Annotated in this window: 13 protein-coding genes; 10 read left to right on the top strand and 3 right to left on the bottom strand. The window is 67.4% G+C overall.

The window, feature by feature from the left end; genetic code table 11:
• Positions 1 to 460 precede the first annotated feature (460 nt).
• From ACPCUW_RS12890 to ACPCUW_RS12845, 10 genes are all read left to right on the top strand, one after another.
• Positions 461 to 4,156, top strand: a complete 3,696-nt coding sequence (locus ACPCUW_RS12890) for a nitrate reductase subunit alpha (protein WP_423425067.1) — start codon at positions 461 to 463, stop codon at positions 4,154 to 4,156.
• Positions 4,157 to 4,166: 10 nt separating this feature from the next.
• A complete protein-coding gene (gene narH, locus ACPCUW_RS12885; RefSeq protein WP_423425066.1) occupies positions 4,167 to 5,891 on the top strand; it encodes a nitrate reductase subunit beta in 1,725 nt (574 codons plus the stop codon).
• A gap of 130 nt (positions 5,892 to 6,021) precedes the next feature.
• A complete protein-coding gene (narJ, locus tag ACPCUW_RS12880; RefSeq protein WP_063010470.1) occupies positions 6,022 to 6,771 on the top strand; it encodes a nitrate reductase molybdenum cofactor assembly chaperone in 750 nt (249 codons plus the stop codon).
• A complete protein-coding gene (narI, locus tag ACPCUW_RS12875) occupies positions 6,768 to 7,505 on the top strand; it encodes a respiratory nitrate reductase subunit gamma (RefSeq protein ID WP_423424974.1) in 738 nt (245 codons plus the stop codon). Before narJ ends, narI begins: the two co-directional genes overlap by 4 nt.
• 47 nt (positions 7,506 to 7,552) lie before the next feature.
• Positions 7,553 to 8,512, top strand: a complete 960-nt coding sequence (locus tag ACPCUW_RS12870) for an LLM class flavin-dependent oxidoreductase (protein WP_063010305.1) — start codon at positions 7,553 to 7,555, stop codon at positions 8,510 to 8,512.
• A 40-nt stretch (positions 8,513 to 8,552) separates the two neighbouring features.
• Positions 8,553 to 9,209 carry a Uma2 family endonuclease gene (locus tag ACPCUW_RS12865; RefSeq protein WP_423424973.1) on the top strand — a complete coding sequence of 219 codons (657 nt, stop codon included), beginning with the start codon at positions 8,553 to 8,555 and terminating at the stop codon, positions 9,207 to 9,209.
• Positions 9,210 to 9,316: 107 nt separating this feature from the next.
• Complete coding sequence (locus ACPCUW_RS12860) at positions 9,317 to 10,423, top strand: NADH:flavin oxidoreductase (RefSeq protein WP_423424971.1); 1,107 nt, start codon at positions 9,317 to 9,319, stop codon at positions 10,421 to 10,423.
• Positions 10,424 to 10,511: 88 nt separating this feature from the next.
• Positions 10,512 to 11,021, top strand: a complete 510-nt coding sequence (locus ACPCUW_RS12855; protein ID WP_423424970.1) for a DUF1772 domain-containing protein — start codon at positions 10,512 to 10,514, stop codon at positions 11,019 to 11,021.
• A gap of 138 nt (positions 11,022 to 11,159) precedes the next feature.
• Positions 11,160 to 11,576, top strand: coding sequence for a YciI family protein (locus ACPCUW_RS12850; protein ID WP_030515967.1), 417 nt, complete (start codon positions 11,160 to 11,162; stop codon positions 11,574 to 11,576).
• Between the two features lie 13 nt (positions 11,577 to 11,589).
• Positions 11,590 to 12,879, top strand: coding sequence for an RNA polymerase sigma factor (locus ACPCUW_RS12845; protein WP_423424968.1), 1,290 nt, complete (start codon positions 11,590 to 11,592; stop codon positions 12,877 to 12,879).
• Positions 12,880 to 12,904: 25 nt separating this feature from the next.
• Here the strand turns inward: ACPCUW_RS12845 and ACPCUW_RS12840 are convergent, their stop codons facing one another.
• From ACPCUW_RS12840 to ACPCUW_RS12830, 3 genes are read right to left on the bottom strand one after another with little or no spacing between them, the layout of a single operon-like run.
• Positions 12,905 to 14,644: an N-acyl-D-amino-acid deacylase family protein gene (locus tag ACPCUW_RS12840; protein ID WP_423424967.1), complete on the bottom strand. Its 1,740-nt coding sequence runs from the start codon at positions 14,642 to 14,644 to the stop codon at positions 12,905 to 12,907.
• 39 nt (positions 14,645 to 14,683) lie between these two features.
• Positions 14,684 to 16,336, bottom strand: a complete 1,653-nt coding sequence (locus tag ACPCUW_RS12835) for a class I adenylate-forming enzyme family protein (RefSeq protein WP_423424966.1) — start codon at positions 16,334 to 16,336, stop codon at positions 14,684 to 14,686.
• Between the two features lie 16 nt (positions 16,337 to 16,352).
• On the bottom strand, positions 16,353 to 17,393 hold the full coding sequence (locus ACPCUW_RS12830; protein WP_423424964.1) for an NAD(P)-dependent alcohol dehydrogenase: 1,041 nt from the start codon (positions 17,391 to 17,393) through the stop codon (positions 16,353 to 16,355).
• Between the last annotated feature and the right edge of the window lie 49 nt (positions 17,394 to 17,442).

Genomic DNA, 17,442 nt, shown 5'->3' with positions numbered 1-17,442 from the left:
CGTCACTTTCGCGTGCGCGCCGCTATCCCCTCGACTCGATCCGACGCCTCGACAATGTGTTAACAAATGTAAAACGCCCGCGAAGCGCCGGTTTCCAAAGCATCACCGGGGACGTGGACAGCGGCTCTCCACCGGTGGGCCGGCGCCGTGAGAATCGGTATCGCCGCAGGTCGGACCCGAATCACCCGGTGCGACCGGCAATTGCCCAGTGACCGGGACGTTTCCCCCACCTCACAGCTCACCGGTGACCCGCGCGCGGTGTGAGCGGATCGTTTTGCCGCCCCCGCGAGCGTCCTTACTCTCGGTCTGGTCAGCCCGGTTCATTTGTCTCGATGGGGGCGTTGTGGTCATTTCGCACAAGAAGGGTTCGGCCCCCTCGTCAGAGTCGAACGGCGTACCCGCAGCCTCGCGCGGCGCATCTACCGCGTCGAACGGCGTCCCCGAGTCGGCGGCCGACGCGCTGCTGAAGGTCGGGCGCTACTTCCAGCGCGGGGAGGTGTCGGATGACCTCCGCACCGTGCACAAGGTCGGCGGGCGCGAGGCCGACGAGTTCTATCGCGACCGCTGGGCCCACGACAAGGTGGTCCGTTCCACCCACGGCGTCAACTGCACCGGCTCCTGCTCGTGGAAGATCTACGTCTCCGACGGCGTGATCACCTGGGAGTCGCAACAGACCGATTATCCGTCGGTCGGCGCCGACAAACCGGAATACGAACCCCGCGGCTGCCCGCGCGGCGCCTCGTTCTCCTGGTACACGTATTCCCCTGCGCGCGTGCGGTATCCGTATGTGCGCGGGGTGCTGCTGGAGATGTACCGCGAGGCGAAGGCCCGGTTGAAGGATCCCGTACTGGCCTGGGAATCCATCGTCGAGGACCCGGAGCGGGCGACGACGTACAAGGCCGCACGCGGCAAGGGCGGATTCGTGCGGGCGGAATGGTGGGAAGCCGCCGAAATCGCCGCCGCCGCACACGTTTACACGATCAAACAGTACGGGCCGGACCGGATCGCCGGCTTCTCGCCGATCCCCGCGATGTCGATGGTGTCGCACGCGGTCGGCGCTCGGTTCATCTCCCTGCTCGGCGGATCGATGCTGTCGTTCTACGACTGGTACGCCGATCTGCCCGTCGCCTCGCCGCAGGTGTTCGGCGACCAGACCGACGTCCCGGAGTCCGCGGACTGGTTCGATGCCGGCTATCTGATCATGTGGGGTTCGAACGTCCCGGTCACCCGGACCCCGGACGCGCACTACATGACCGAGGCCCGCTACCGCGGTCAGAAGGTGGTGGTGGTCTCCCCCGACTACGCCGACAACACCAAATTCGCCGACGAATGGGTGCCGGCTCGCCCGGGCACCGACGCCGCCCTGGCGATGGCGATGGGCCATGTGGTGCTGCGCGAATTCTTCGTCGACCGGTCCACCGCCCGGTTCGACGACTACATCAAGCGCTACACCGACCTCCCGTTCCTCATCACGCTGGACGAACGCGACGGCGGCTGGAACAGCGAGGGCGAATACCGCGGCCACACCTGGCTGCCCGGAAAATTCCTCACCGCCGCCGACCTCGCCGCCGCCGGCGTCGCGGGCTTCGACGTGGACAACGCCGAGCACAAAACCGTGCTCCTGGACGCCGACGGACACCCCGTCGTTCCCAACGGAACCCTCGGCGACCGATTCTCCGAATCCGGCGCCGGGCGTTGGAATCTGGACCTCGGCGGCGTCGATCCGCTGCTGACGCTGTACGGCCGCACCGACGATGCTGCGGCCGTACAGTTCCCCCGCTTCGACGGTGAGACCGGCGTCGTCACCCGCTCGGTGCCGACCACCGTCGTGGCCGGACGCCGCGTCACGACCGTCTTCGACCTCCTGCTCGCGCAGTACGGCGTCGGGCGCCCGGATCTGCCGGGCGACTGGCCTACCGGTTACGACGACCCGAGCGCGCCCTACACTCCCGCGTGGCAGGAGTCGATCACGGGAGTGCCTGCCGCACAAGCGATTCGCATCGCCCGCGAATTCGCCGACAACGCCGATCGCTCCGGCGGCCGGTCGATGATCCTGATGGGCGCCGGGACCAACCACTGGTTCCACTCCGATCAGATCTATCGCGCCTTCTTCACGCTCACGCTGCTCACCGGATGCCAGGGCGTCAACGGTGGCGGTTGGGCGCATTACGTGGGCCAGGAGAAGTGCCGCCCGGTCACCGGCTGGTCCACCCTGGCGTTCGGCCTGGACTGGCAGCGGCCGCCGCGGCAGATGCAGGGCACGGTGTTCTGGTATCTGACCAACGACCAGTGGCGCTACGACCCCTTCACCTCCGAATCCTTCGCGTCCCCACTGGGTTCCGGCGCTTTCGCCGGGCGCACGGCCGCCGACAATATCGCCCTGGCCTCGCGGCTCGGCTGGATGCCGACGTATCCCACGTTCGATCGCAATCCGCTGGACCTGGTCGATGCCGCCGAGGCCGCGGGGCAGACGCCGCAGGACTATGTGGTCGGCAGCCTGAAATCCGGTGATCTCGAGTTCGCCTGCGAGGATCCCGACGCACCGCGGAACTTCCCCCGTGTTCTCACCGTGTGGCGGGCCAATCTGCTCGGCTCCTCGGGCAAGGGCAACGAGTACTTCCACCGCCATCTGCTCGGCGCGGATTCCAATCTGCAGGCCGACGATTCGGCCGGGGTCGCACCGCAGGAGGTGCGCCGGCCGGACCAGGCGCCCACGGGCAAACTGGATCTGCTGGTCTCGCTGGATTTCCGGATGACGTCGACGACGCTGTTCTCCGATATCGTCTTCCCGGCCGCCACCTGGTACGAGAAACATGATCTGTCCTCGACGGATATGCATCCGTTCGTGCACGCCTTCTCCCCCGCGATCTCGCCGCCGTGGGAGGCGAAGACCGATTTCGAGGCGTTTCACCGCATCGCGCGTGGATTCTCCTGGCTGGCCGAGAAACATCTCGGCGTCCGCAAGGATCTGGTCGCCGTTCCGTTGCAGCACGATTCGGCCGACGCCCTGGCCCAGGCGCGCGGGCGGGTGCTGGACTGGAAAGCCGGTGAATGCGAACCGATTCCGGGAAAGACCATGCCGAAGCTGGTGGTGGTGGAACGCGACTACCCGAAGCTGGCGGAGAAGATGGCGGCGCTGGGCCCGCTGATCGAAACGCTCGGGGTCACCACCAAGGGCGTCACCACCGTTCCCGACGCCGAGGTCGAGTACCTGCGCGGAGTCAACGGCACCGTGGTCTCCGGCGCCGCGCAGGGCCGCCCGTCACTGGCCAAGGATGTGCACGCCGCGGAGGCCATTCTGGCGTTGTCCGGCACCACCAACGGCCGGTTGGCGGTGGAGGGTTTCCACGCGCTGGAGCGCCGCACCGGTACCCGGCTGGCGGATCTGGCGGCCGAGCACGAGGGCAAGCGGATCACCTTCGCCGATACGCAGGCGCGGCCGGTGCCGGTGATCACCTCACCGGAATGGTCCGGATCCGAAACCGGTGGCCGGCGGTACTCCCCGTTCACCATCAATACCGAACGGCTCAAGCCCTGGCACACGCTCACCGGGCGCCAGCACTTCTACCTCGACCACGACTGGATGATCGAACTGGGCGAACAACTTCCGATCTTCCGGCCGCCGCTCGACATGTCGGCCCTGTTCCGCGAACCCGATGTGGGCGCGGTCGGCGAACGAGGGGTCACCGTGCGCTACCTCACCCCGCATTCGAAGTGGTCGATCCACTCCGCGTATCAGGACAACCTGCATATGCTCACCCTCTCCCGGGGCGGGCAGGCGATCTGGATGTCCGATCGCGACGCGGCGAAAATCGGTGTGGCCGACAACGATTGGATCGAGGCGGTCAACCGCAACGGGGTGGTGGTGGCCAGGGCGATCGTCAGCCACCGCATGCCCGAGGGCACCGTGTTCATGTACCACGCGCAGGATCGCGCGGTCGACGTGCCGCGCATCGAAGGCGGCCCGGAGCTTCGGGCCGGCCGCGGCAAACGCGGCGGCATCCACAACGCGCTCACCCGGATCATGATCAAGCCCACGCATCTGATCGGCGGGTACGCCCAGCAGTCGTTCGCCCTGAACTACCACGGGCCCACCGGAAATCAGCGTGACGAGGTCACCACGATCCGGAGACGCTCACAGGAAGTGGAGTACTGATATGCGTGTCATGGCACAGCTGGCCATGGTGATGAACCTGGACAAATGCATCGGCTGTCACACCTGCAGCGTCACCTGCAAACAGGCCTGGACCAACCGGGGCGGCACCGAGTACGTCTGGTTCAACAACGTGGAAACTCGTCCGGGACAGGGATATCCGCGGCAGTACCAGGATCAGGAGAAGTGGAAGGGCGGCTGGACGCTGGACCGCCGCGGCCGCCTCACCCTGAAGTCCGGTTCGCGCATGAAGCGGCTGCTCAACATCTTCGCCAATCCGGATCTGCCGACGGTGTCGGACTACTACGACCCGTGGAGCTACGACTACGACAATCTGCTGTCCGCACCGGCCATGGACACCACGCCGGTGGCGCGGCCGAAATCGCTGATCACCGGTGAGGATACGAAGGTCACCTGGGGCGCGAACTGGGACGACGACCTCGGCTCCGGACCGGATCAGGTCGGCCGTGATCCGTTGCTGACGCGGCTGTCGGAACAGGTCAAACTCGAATTCGAGCAGACCTTCATGTTCTATCTGCCGCGCATCTGCGAGCACTGCCTCAACCCGTCCTGCGGCGCCTCCTGTCCCTCGGGTGCGATCTACAAGCGCGCCGAGGACGGCATCGTGCTGGTCGACCAGGACAAATGCCGCGGCTGGCGGCAGTGCGTCACCGGCTGCCCGTACAAGAAGATCTATTTCAACCACAAGACCGGCAAGGCCGAGAAATGCACGTTCTGCTATCCGCGCGTGGAGGTCGGTATTCCGACCGTCTGCTCGGAGACGTGTGTGGGGCGACTGCGCTACATCGGCGTGATGCTCTACGACGCCGACGCGGTCCTCGAGGCGGCGTCGGTCACCGATCCGGAGCAGTTGTACCCGTCGCAGCTGGGCGTCTTCCTCAACCCGCACGATCCGCGCGTGATCACCGAGGCCGAACGCGCTGGGATCTCTCCGGAATGGATTGCGGCGGCGCAGGATTCGCCGGTGTACAAACTGATCGTCGACTACAAGATCGCGCTGCCGCTGCATCCGGAATACCGGACCATGCCGATGGTCTGGTACGTGCCGCCGCTGTCGCCCGTCGTGGATGTGCTGGCGGAGACCGGGCACGACGGTGAGGATGCCGGAAATCTGTTCGGCGCCATCGATTCACTACGGATCCCGGTGGAATATCTCGCCGAGCTGTTCACCGCCGGGGATATCGGACCGGTGCGCGCGGCGCTGCAGCGGCTGGCCGGGATGCGGTCGTTCATGCGCTCGATCAACCTCGGCCAGGAACCCGAACCGGCGATCCCGGGCGCCGTGGGCCTCGAGCCCGAGGAGATCGAGGCGATGTACCGGCTGCTGGCCATCGCCAAATACGAACACCGGTACGTGATTCCGTCGGGCGCGACATCCCGGGCGCACGAATTGGATTCGCTGGCGACGGGGTGCAGCCTGGAGGGTGACGGCGGGCCCGGGATGACGGCGTTCGATGTGACGTCGGAGAAGTTCGCTCTCGTCGACGCCAATACCGCTGCACCGGAGCGGAAGTCGTCGCGCATCAATCTGCTGAACTGGGACGGTGGGTCGACCGAGGGGCTGGTGCCCGAACGCGGCGGCAGTGACAACGGCAATGGCAACGGCGATGGCAACGGCGCCGCGCACACGAGTCCGGAAGCGAACGGGAACGCGGGCGATTCCGGACCCGGAGTAGCCGACGACACGCTGCCCGAGCCGACCGGAGCGACCCGATGAGGCCGTTTCGCCGCCCCCTGCCGAGCCCGGCCGGCCGCTCGAACGGCACCGCGCCCGCCGAGATCCATCGCCGCACGCTGCGCAGCTACGCATGTCCGGGCGGGCGACCCGGCCGACGAGGGATGTGACCGTGGGACTACTGACTCTCCGACGCCGGCCCGCACCCGTGGTCGAGATGTCCGAACGCGATCGCCGGCTGGTCTGGCGTATCGCCGCTCTCGTGCTGGACTACCCCGGTCCGGACACGCTGGCGATACTCGACGATCTGTCCGAGGCGGCAGCCGCCCTCCCGGAACCGGTGCGCACCGATCTCCTTCGGCCGCTCACCCATCTGTCCGGCACCGCACCGCTCACCCTGGCGCGCGACTATGTCGAAACGTTCGACCTGCGCCGGCGCGCCAGCCTGCATCTGACCTATTACGCCTACGGCGACACCCGCAAGCGGGGTATGGCGCTGCTCCGGTTCAAGCACGCCTACCGGCATGCCGGTGCGGAGTTGTCGGATCGCGAACTGCCCGATCATCTCCCGGTGCTGCTGGAGTTCGCGGCCACCGTCGACCCGATCGGCGGTGAACGCCTGCTCGGCGAACACGTCCCGGTACTGGAGATGCTGCGACTGTCGCTCACCGACAGCGAATCGCCGTATGCCGGCGCCCTGGCCGCCGTTCTCGCGACCTTGCCTCCGCCCACCACGGCAGACCGCCGCCGGATCGCCGAACTGGCGGCGCAGGGACCGCCGGACGAGGACGTCGGGCTGGAGCCGTATTCGATGAACGGCGAGTCGATGCATCCCGCCATGAACCCCGACCTGTACTCCCCGCCCGCAGCCGGAACCTCGGCGACCGCAGGGCTTTTCGCCGGATCCGGAGACCGACGATGACATCCACCGTCTGGGCGACCCTGCCCTACATCGCCTTCACCTCGTTCGTGCTGGGCCACCTGTGGCGCTATCGCAACGACCAATTCGGCTGGACCACAAGGTCTTCGCAGATCTACGAATCCCGGCTGCTGCGGCTGGGTAGTCCGCTGTTCCACTTCGGCATGCTCGGTGTGATCGGCGGACACGTTCTGGGCGTGCTGATTCCGGAGTCCTGGACCGATGCCGTGGGCATCTCCGAGCACCTCTATCACCTGGTCGCCGTCTCCGCGGGTACGGTGGCCGGCGTCGCGGTGATCGCCGGCATCGCCATCCTCGCCTATCGTCGCGTGCGTGTCCCGGCCGTCCGCCAGGCCACCACCACCAACGACACGTTCATGTACGTATTGCTCGCGGCCGCGCTGATCACCGGGCTGCTCAATACCGTCGGCAGCAATCTGCTGTGGGGCACCTACAACTATCGCGAAACCGTATCTCCTTGGTTCCGAAGCCTTTTTACGGCGCATCCGCAGCCGGATCTGATGGTCGGCACGCCCTGGACCTTTCAGGCGCACGGGCTCATCGTGCTGACGCTCATCGCCGTCTGGCCCTATACCCGGCTGGTCCACATGTTCAGCGCACCCGTCGGCTATCTGGTCCGCCCGTACGTGGTGTACCGCAGCAAACCCGCCGATGTGGCGAACAAGAAGAAGTATGCCCGCGCCTGGCAGAGCCCGGTCCTGCCGCCGTCGCGCTGACGAGGAGCCTTGACCTGGAGAGCACTCCACGGTCTAGCGTCGCCGGTATGAGCGATTCGGGCAGGCCCGCGCCGAGTTTCGGCATCAAGACGACACCCGCGCACGTCGCCTATGCGGAGATCCTGCGGGTGTGGCTGGAGGCCGACGGCATACCCGAGATCGAGCACGCCTGGTTGTACGACCATCTGCTGCCACGGGCAGCGGTCGGGCTGCCGGGTCACGACGGTGGCGCTCCGGAAGGACGTCGGTCGGCGGGGCCGGTCCTCGAGGGCTGGACGCTGCTGGCGGCGCTGGCGGCGCAGACGCGCCGACTGCGGCTCGGATTGCTGGTGTCCAACAACCGGATTCGCCACCCCGCGCTTTCGGCGAAGATGGCGGCCACCGTCGACGTGATCTCGGGTGGCCGGCTGGATTTCGGCATCGGCGTCGGCGGCTTCCCGCGCAACGATCCCCGCTTCGAGACGATGGTGGCGCCAGAATACGAGGCGTACGGAATTCCGGTCGGCACCTGGCGCGAGGCGGTGCGCAGATTGGACGAGGCCTGTGTCCTGATCCGGCGGTTGTGGACCGAGGACGTCTTCGATTTCCCCGGCGACCATTTTCCTCTCACCGGCGCGCAATGCGATCCGAAACCCGTCCAGCGGCCGCATCCACCGATTCTGCTCGCCGGTGCGGGCGCATCGACGCTGCCCATCGTCGCCGCCCACGCCGATCTGTGGAATGTGATCGGCCCACCACTCACCACCGTCGACGCGCTCCGCGAGCGCAGCCGAGCGCTGGACGAACACTGCGCGGCGATCGGCCGCGACCCCACCCACATCACACGCTCGGCGCAGCTACCCATTTCCTACGACGCCCCCGGCCGGGTACGCGAGACGCTGCTCGAACTGATCGACGCCGGTTTCACCCACCTGGTACTGAACCCGCCCGCCCCCTATCCGGACGGAGTCGCACATTGGATCGCCGACGACATCATCCGCCCCACGCTGAACGCCCTCGCCCGCTGAGCCGGGCATGTTTTTCCGGGCGACTCCCTATCATGGACACATGTCGAGCCCGCTCTGCGAACGCCCTGACCTCCCGGAATACATGACCTGGGAGGAACTGTCCGCTTTGCCGGAGGAGATCGCGGGCCAGATCGAACTGTGGGAGGGCCGGGTCGTGTGGGTCCGTCGCGGGCCCGCCGAACATCAGGACTGCACGAACCTGTTCTGGACCGCGTTCCGGCGATGTGTTCGCGAGGAACACGCCAGGCAGCCGGACCGCTGCTGGCGTGTGTCGACGGAAACCAACGTCTTCCTCGGCCGCAACGGCAAGTCCGATTTCCTCACGCCGGACTTTCTCGTCTACCGATGTCTGCCCGCCGAATATCAAGATGTTCGCGCGGACGACGTTTTCCTGGTGGGCGAGGTGTTGTCCCCGTCGAACACCGTCAGTGACATGGAAGCGAAGAAAGCCCGCTATGCGGAGGCCGGCATCGACTGGTATTGGGAGGTCAAGCTCGCCCGCAATCCTCGCGGGGTGGCCACCGTCCGCGCCTATGCGCTGCAAACACGCACCGGCAACCTCCCGCCCGGCGTGCACGCGCTCCACCCGATGAACTACATCCTGGCCGACGAGTGGACGCCACGAACACACCCGACCGGCATCAGCATCGAGTTCCCGTTCCCGATCACTATTTCGTGGGAAGAACTGGAACTGTAGGTCGATCCACGATCGGATCGCACCGGCACGCAGGAATGCCGGTGGCGCGGACAGCGTTGTCTTCCACTTCGAGGGCCGAGTTGTCGAATCGGAAGGAAACGTGCCGCATGTCACAGGATTTGGTCGATGGGCCGGGAATCCACCTGGACGAATTGTTTTCCGAATTTCGCGCGGGGTCGCTGACCCTGCGGAACCGATTCGCGATGGCTCCGATGACCCGGGCGAAATCGCCCGACGGTATTCCGAATGCGGAGAATATCGAGTACTACCGCGAGCATGCGGCCGGAGGCGTCGGTCTGATCGTCACCGAGGGAACCTATGTGCGGGGTCCGGCGGCTGGGCCGATCGCGAAGGTGCCGCGGTTCTACGGTGACGAGAGTGCCGCCGGCTGGCGTGCGGTGGTCGAGGCGGTACACGCCGAAGGGGCGTCGATTGTCCCGCAGCTGTGGCATACCGGTGTGGATCGCGGGAACGAGCCCCGCTTCGAGCCGGACACGCCCACCGTGAGTCCTTCCGGTGTCGACTTCACCGGAGCGCCGGTGGGGCGGGCGTTGACGACCGCGGACCTGGACACCCTCGTCGACTCGTACGTGGAATCGGCGCTGCTGGCCCGGGAGCTGGGATTCGACGGCATCGAACTGCACGGCGCACACGGTTATCTGCTGGATCAATTCTTCTGGGCCGCAACCAATCACCGCGAGGACGAATACGGCGGCAGCATCCGCCGGCGCGCCGTGTTCCCCGCCCGGGTGGTCGCAGCCGTCCGCGCGGCAGTCGGCCCGGATTTCCCGATCATCTACCGCTTCTCGCAGTGGAAGGGCGTCGACTACAGCGCGCGCATCGCCGAGAGCCCGTCGGACCTCGAAGAATTGCTGACTCCGCTCGTGGAAGCCGGGGTCGACATCTTCCACACCTCGCTGCGGCGGCATTGGCTGCCCGAATTCACCGACCACGCCGACGATCTCAGCCTGGCCGGCTGGACCAAGAAGATCACCGGCCTGCCGGTGATCACCGTCGGTTCGGTCGGCGTGGACAGCGTCTTCCGCGGCGACAGCATCGACGAGACCCAGGCGCAGCGCTTCGCTCTGCTGCGCGAGCAGTTCGAGCGCGGCGAATTCGATGTCGTCGCACTGGGCAGAGCGCTGCTCGCCGACCCGGAATGGGTGAACAAGATGCGCGGCGGGCGACTCGCGGAGATCACACCGTTCCGCTGACCCGGATCGGTGGAGCCGTGGACGCTCGCGTATGGGAGCGAGCGTCACGACCATGGGAACGCTCACCGCTTCCCGGTGTACTGAGTGCATGACAGCGACCACCGCCACCTCGACCACCTCCGGCTTCGCGACCGGTTCCCTGATCGGCGCGACCGTCACCACCGGCCTGCTGGCCGGCGTCTTCTACGCCTACGCCAGCTCGGTGATGCTCGCGCTGCGTCAACTCGACGACCGGACCTTCGTCGACGTGATGAACCGGATCAACACCGTCATCGTCAATCCGGTCTTCATGCTGAGCTTCCTCGGATCGGTCGCCTTCACCGGCCTCGCCGCCGTCCTGTACTGGCGCACCGACCAGCGCACCGTGCTGTGGTGGGTTCTCCTCGCCCTGGCGCTCAACGTGATCAGTTTCCTCATCACCTCGGGCGGCAACGTGCCCCTGAACAACCAGCTCGCCGACACCTCCTCCGGCGATTTCGCCGCCCTGCGCCACCAGTTCGAAGGCCCCTGGATCACCCTCAACATCCTGCGCGCCCTCGCCAACACCGGAGCCCTCGGCGTCCTCGCCTGGGCCCTGCGCACCACGAGCAAGGGGTGAGGGCACTGGCGACCTGCGATAATGCGGCCGGAAGAATCTTTCGGAAAATTTCGGCTGCCGTGTCGATCCATAGTGGGTGCCGTTCGACCTAGGGGTGAGAGGGTCCGGAGGGGATCCGCCAGACGAAGGAGACACACCATGAAGTACATGCTGATCATGCGCGCCACGGACGAGGCCTACGCGAGCATGGGCGAGGTCGATTTCGACACCGTGCTGGAGACGATGGGCAAGTTCAACGACGAGTTGATCCGGGCGGGCGTGCTGCTCGCGGCGGAGGGGCTCGACCCCGCCGACAGTGTGGTGGTCGATTACGACGCGGAGACCCCGGTCGTCACCGACGGCCCCTACGGCGAGACCAAGGAACTGTTCGGCGGGTTCTATCTTCTCAACGTCGCCTCGAAGGAGGAGGCGATCGAGTGGGCGAAGCGGATGCCGGTCATCGTCAAGGGGTGCAAGACCGAGATCCGGCGGGTGCCCACGATCGACGAATTCCCGCAGGACAACGTGTGGATTCAGAAGGAGCGGGCGTGGCGCGAGGCCACCGGGCAGCTCTGAGCGGAACCTGCGGATGACGGCCGATCCCACCGGACGCGAGGCGGTCGCCGCGGTGTGGCGGATCGAATCCGCGCGCATCGTCGGCGCCCTCGCCCGCTACACCGGCGATTTCGCCCTCGCCGAGGATCTGGCGCAGGAGGCACTGGCCGAAGCGCTGGTCACCTGGCCGCGGGAGGGGACACCGCGCACTCCGGCCGGCTGGCTGCTCACCGTGGGGCGGCGGCGCGCGATCGACACCTTCCGCCGCCGCTCCGCCCTCGACGATCGCTACGCCGCCCTCGCCCACGATCTGGGCGAGGGCGGTGCGCTGACCGGCGGGCCCGGTTCGGATCCGACGCGTGCGGCAGCCGAACCGCTGTGGGATCCCGACCGCATCGACGACGACGTGCTGGCCCTGATCTTCACGGCATGCCATCCGGTGCTCTCCCGCGAGGCGCGGGTGGCCCTGACGCTGCGGGTGGTCGGCGGTCTCACCAGCGACGAGATCGCCAGAGCGTTCCTCGTTCCGGCCGCGACGGTTCAGGCGCGGATCACCCGGGCGAAGAAAACGCTTGCCGCCGAAAACATTCCGTTCGCCGTGCCGGAGGCGAGTGAGCGCGCTGCCCGCCTGAGCTCGGTGCTCTGCGTGATCTACCTGATCTTCACCGAAGGTTCGTCGGCGAGCTCGGGCACCGAACTGATCCGCTTCGATCTGGCCGGGGAAGCGCAGCGGCTGGCGCGGGTGCTGTCTCACCTGATGCCGGACGAGCCGGAGGTGTACGGACTGCTGGCTCTGCTCGAGCTGACCGCGGCCCGCTTCCCCGCGCGGACGGGGCCGGACGGTGAGCCGGTGCTGCTGGAGGATCAGGACCGGCGGCGCTGGGACCGTGCGGCGATCCGGCGTGGCCGCGCCGCCCTCACCCGCGCCGGACAGGCCGGCCGCGGACTGGGCTACTACGGCGTGCAGGCCGCGATCGCCGAATGCCACGCCGTCGCCGGCTCGGTCGCCGACACCGACTGGGACCGGGTGGTGAGCCTCTACGAAGCGCTGGGCCGCCTCGCCCCGTCACCGGTGGTCGAGCTGAACCGGGCGGTCGCGGTCGCGATGGCGAAGGGCCCCGACGCCGGACTCGCGATCGTGGACGGTCTGCGCGCCGAGGGCGCACTGCCGAATTCCCAACTGCTGCCCACGGTTCGGGGGGAGCTGCTCGCCCGCCTCGGCCGCACGGGTGAAGCCCGCGAGGAATGGGAGCTGGCGGTGCGCCTGTGCGGCAACGACCGCGAGCGTGCGGTATTGCACCGCAAGCTCGACGACCTCGGCTGAGCCCCACACGAGCCCGACAGCCCCGTCACGCGGCGGTGAGAAAGCGTCCCGTGCGCTGCGAACCCAGCACCGGCGCGGCCGTACCGTTGCCGAAAACGTAACGGCCGCCGACGAATACGGCATGCACCGTGTCGTCGTTGCGGTTGACCATGCGCGACAGATTGCCGAAGTACGGCATCGTCTGTTCGGTGTAGCGTTCGAGTCCCCCGTCCAGCCGGGTCGGGTCGATCACCACCGCATCGGCGCGGTCCCCGACGCGCAGATGTCCCGCGTCGAGCCCGTACCAATCGGCCAGTTCCCCGGTGAGCCGGTGCACCGCATGTTCCACCGACATGAACGGGCGGCCCGCCAGCTTGGCCTCGCGCACCCGGCGCAGCAGCCGCAGCCCGAAGTTGTAGAAGCCCATATTGCGCAGATGCGCACCGGCGTCGGAGAAGCCGAGCTGCATCCCGGGGTCGGCGGCGAAGCGATCCAGCACGCCCGGCCGATGGTTCGAGATCGTGGTGCGCCAGCGCACCTTCGGCCCGTACTCCACCACCAGATCGAGAAACGCGTCGACCGGATGCGCTCCCCCACGTTCCACCCCGACCTGACCGAAGGTCTTGCCGACGACCGAGCTGTCCGGGCATTCCACGATCTCGGCGTCGAAGAAGTCGCGATGCCAGACCCGCGGGCCGAACTTGCGGTCGTAATCCTTGCGGAACTGGCGGCGGTAACTCTCGCTCTGCAGCATCCGGTGGCGCTCGTCCAGCTGATTCGACAGGTGCAATGCCGCCGCGCCGGAACCGAATTCCTCGAACACCACCAGATCGATACCGTCGGCGTACACCTCGAACGGCACCGGCAGATGCTGGAAGCGGAAGTCCCCGCCGCATGCGTTGATCGCCCGCGCCAATGCCGGAAATACGTGCGCCACCAGGGGAATCGCCTTGATGTCGGCCGCCGAGAGCAGACTCACCTTGAGATGCGGCTGCCCGATTCCCAGACTCGACAGCGCCATCGCCAGCAGGCTGTGCGGCCGCGCCACATCGGGACCGCCCTGCAGTGCCCGCCGGCGAGCCCGCAGGATCGAATTGAGCTGGTGCCGTTCGCGCATCGTCGCGTAGGTGGAGGGCAGGGTGCGGGAACGGCAGGTCTCGCCGTCGAGTTTGTCGAACATCAGCTGCTGCGAGGACATGCCGACGAAGCCGGCGTCGAGAGCCTCGTCCAGATGCCGGCGCATGGCGCTCAACTCACCGGCGGTCGGCTTCACCTCGGTGCGGGTCGCGCGGTCCAGGCCCATCTCCGCCGCGCGGATATCCGAATGTCCCAGGAACGCGGCCACATTCGGCCCCAGCGGCGAGGCATCCAGGGCGGCGGCGTATTCGTGTGCGCTGCGCCAGGTCTTGACATCACCGACCGCGTCGATCACATGTCCGCGCGGGATGGCCTCCACTCGTCCGAAGAGGTCGCCGGCGGTTTCGGCGCCGACGTGCACGGTGGACAGTGAACAGGAGCCGAGCAGTACGGTCGTGACACCGTGGCGCACCGATTCCGACAGCGACGGATCCAGCAGGACCTCCACGTCGTAATGGGTGTGGATATCGAGCATCCCGGGGATCACCCATTTGCCGGTGGCGTCGACGACGGTGTCGCAACCGGATTCGTCCAGGGGTTCGGCCGAGACGGCGGCCACCCGGCCGTCGCGAATTCCGACGTCGCGCACCGCCGACGGCGCGCCCGTGCCGTCGAACCAGGTACCGCCCTTGATGATGCTGTCGTACATGACAGTTCCTCTTTCACCCACCCGCCCCGGCGGGGCGCGTCAGATCTCTATCTCGCGCCGGACAACCTTGCCGGTCGCATTGCGCGGCAACGGTTGTGCCGTGATCACCCAGCGGGCCGGCACCTTGAAATAGGCGAGCCGCTCGGCGGTGAAGGCCCGCAGCTCGTCCTCGGTCACGGCGGCCGGATCGGCGACGACCACGACCGCGGCCACCTCCTGGCCCAGATCCGCATGCGGCACACCGAGTATCGCCGATTCCAGCACCGCGGGATGCTCGTCGAGCACATTCTCGATTTCGGTCGGGTACACGTTCTCCCCGCCACGCAGGATGAGATCCGATCGCCGGCCCGACAGACGCAGCCGCCCCTCCTCCAGGACGCCGAAATCGCCGGTGTGCAGCCATCTTTCGGCATCTATGGCGTTCGCGGTGGCGGGCGGATCGTTCCAGTAGCCGAGCATCACGTACGGGCTGCGCACACAGATTTCGCCCTCTTCGCCGTCGGGCAGCGTCCGGCCGTCCGGATCGCGAATCTCGATACTCACACCGATGATCGGCATCCCCACGGTGTCGGGGTGGGCGGCCAGCACCGGCGGTGTGGCCACCGTTGCCGCGGTACCGCTTTCGGTCAGTCCATAGCTCGTGGTGAGCGCGACCTCGGCCATCGGCAGTTCCCGGCGCAGCCGTTGATGGAAGGCGGGCGAGGACGGGGCGGCATTGAGTGAGAACGCCACCAGACTCGACAGGTCGTAGCGGGACAGGTCGTGTTCGAGCATGCGGCTGACCATCGTCGGCACCGCACCCCAGTTGGTCACCCGTTCCCGCTCCATCAGCGACAACACCCGCTGCGGGTCGAAGCTGCCGGTGTTCATCACCACGGTCGCGCCCGTGGCCAGCCGCGGAATGATCAGATTGTGCAGGCTGGCGATATGAAACAGCGGTGAGGTCAGCAGGAATCGGCGGTCGCTGGGCCCCGGGCCGAGCTGTTGCCCGCGGAAGGCGGCGGCCATGGCATCGGTGAAGCGGTGGTAGTCGCAGACCGCCAGCAAATTTCGCTGGGTGTGCACGACGCCCTTGGGCCGGCCGCTCGTGCCGCTGGTGTACAGGATGACCGCCGGGTCGTCCTCCGCGATCGACACCTCCGGCGCCGGGCCGGGATGACCGGAGATCAGCTGCGGCAGATCGGATTCCATGGTGAGTACCGGAACATCGGTCGCCACCTCGGCCAGCAGTGCGGCGCGTTTGGCATCGGCGACCACCACCGTCGGCTGGGTGTGCTCCAGACCGTAGGCGATTTCCCGCGGCGCCCACCACGCGTTGTAGCCGACCGGAATCGCGCCGAGTACCTGCGCCGCCCAGAAGGTCGTCACCCATTCGGGCGTGTTCGCCGCGAGAATCCCCACCCGATCACCCTTGCCGACACCGTAGCGATCGGCGAGCGCGCGCGCGAGGGCCGTTGCCGCGGCGCCGTGTTCGGCGAACGTGATCCGTCGGTCCGGGGTCACCAGATAGTCGTGGTCACCCCAGGCCGTACCCGCGTGGAACAGCTCGGCCATACTGCGCCGCCGATCGCGCATCACCGGAATCGGCGCGCCCAGAACCTCTTCGACCACCATCTCGAACGGCCCACCGGGACCGGTGAGGTCGGCGGTGATCCGGGCGGCGATGGCCTGCGGGTCGGCAGCTCGCGTCATAACCTTCACTTTCTGCTTACGGGATGAGCACGGCGCGACCGCGGATCAGGCCCCGGTCGAGTCGTTCGAATGCGGCGGGGCCCTCGGCGAGGTCGAAACGTTCCACCGACACGTCGATGGCGCCGCGCTGTGCGAGCGCGACCGACGCGTACAGGTCACTTCTGGTGCCGCCGTAGGACTTTCGGACGGTGGCTCCCCACGGCAGGCCGGCCCCCCCGGCTGGTCCGGCGTCGATGCCCGGAATTCCGCCGTCGAGTCCCACCATCCGGTAGGCGCCGTTCGGCGCGACCGATTCGACGGCGAGTTTCGCGGTGGCGTCGTTGCCGACGAAGTCGAATACGGCCTCGGCGCCCCGGCCGTCGGTGCAGTCCAGAATGCGGGCGGCGGTCTTCTCGTCGGCCGTCAGGGTGAGATCGGCGCCGCATGCCGTGGCGAGTTCCAGTTTCTCCGGCGAGATGTCGACCGCGATGATGCGGCAGGCGGTGGTGGCCTTCAAGATCTGCACCGCCACATGTCCGAGCCCGCCGATGCCGATCGCGACGGCGGTGGCGCCGGGCCGCAACTGGTCGGCGGCTCCGCGGATGGCGTGATACGGCGTGAGCGCCGCATCGGCCAACGGCGCCGCCCTCGCGAAGTCCAGCTCGCCGATCGGCACGAACGAATTGGCCGGAATGCGAACGTATTCCGCCATGCCCCCGTCGGGTCCGAGGCCGGGGCACGGCGGCATCGCGGTGCGACCGGCCGACAGGCAGACGTTCTCGTTACCGCTCACGCATTCCCGGCACACGCCACAGGACCAGCACAGGTAGACCAGCCCCCGCTCCCCCGCGCGACGCCCCTCCACCTCGGTGCCGACCGCCTCGACGGTTCCGGCGATCTCGTGCCCCATCGTCAGCGGATCCTCGCGCAACGGGAACGGCAATCCGAGAACGAAGGAGTCCGAATGGCAGATTCCGGCCGCCCCGACCTTCAACAGCAGATCGGCGGGCCCGATCTCGGGGATCGGGACTTCGCGAAGCTCCAGCATGCCGGGCCCGGTCAATTGCAATGCGCGCATCTTCTGTTTCCTCACCGCGGCGTTCGGCGGCAGCGCCGGACGTGACGTG

Origin of the sequence: Nocardia sp. AB354, from assembly GCF_049538315.1 — a bacterium.
Taxonomy (GTDB): domain Bacteria; phylum Actinomycetota; class Actinomycetes; order Mycobacteriales; family Mycobacteriaceae; genus Nocardia; species Nocardia nova.
The sequence above is the reverse complement of the archived record's forward strand: the minus strand, read 5'-3'. Positions and strand labels throughout refer to the sequence as shown.

Coding starts and splice junctions, on each gene's coding strand:
- narH (WP_423425066.1), top strand. CDS start 4,167: ATGGCACAGCTGGCCATGGTGATGAACCTGGACAAATGCATCGGCTGT.
- narI (WP_423424974.1), top strand. CDS start 6,768: ATGACATCCACCGTCTGGGCGACCCTGCCCTACATCGCCTTCACCTCG.
- ACPCUW_RS12870 (WP_063010305.1), top strand. CDS start 7,553: ATGAGCGATTCGGGCAGGCCCGCGCCGAGTTTCGGCATCAAGACGACA.
- ACPCUW_RS12865 (WP_423424973.1), top strand. CDS start 8,553: ATGTCGAGCCCGCTCTGCGAACGCCCTGACCTCCCGGAATACATGACC.
- ACPCUW_RS12860 (WP_423424971.1), top strand. CDS start 9,317: ATGTCACAGGATTTGGTCGATGGGCCGGGAATCCACCTGGACGAATTG.
- ACPCUW_RS12855 (WP_423424970.1), top strand. CDS start 10,512: ATGACAGCGACCACCGCCACCTCGACCACCTCCGGCTTCGCGACCGGT.
- ACPCUW_RS12850 (WP_030515967.1), top strand. CDS start 11,160: ATGAAGTACATGCTGATCATGCGCGCCACGGACGAGGCCTACGCGAGC.
- ACPCUW_RS12845 (WP_423424968.1), top strand. CDS start 11,590: ATGACGGCCGATCCCACCGGACGCGAGGCGGTCGCCGCGGTGTGGCGG.
- ACPCUW_RS12840 (WP_423424967.1), bottom strand. CDS start 14,644: ATGTACGACAGCATCATCAAGGGCGGTACCTGGTTCGACGGCACGGGC.
- ACPCUW_RS12835 (WP_423424966.1), bottom strand. CDS start 16,336: ATGACGCGAGCTGCCGACCCGCAGGCCATCGCCGCCCGGATCACCGCC.
- ACPCUW_RS12830 (WP_423424964.1), bottom strand. CDS start 17,393: ATGCGCGCATTGCAATTGACCGGGCCCGGCATGCTGGAGCTTCGCGAA.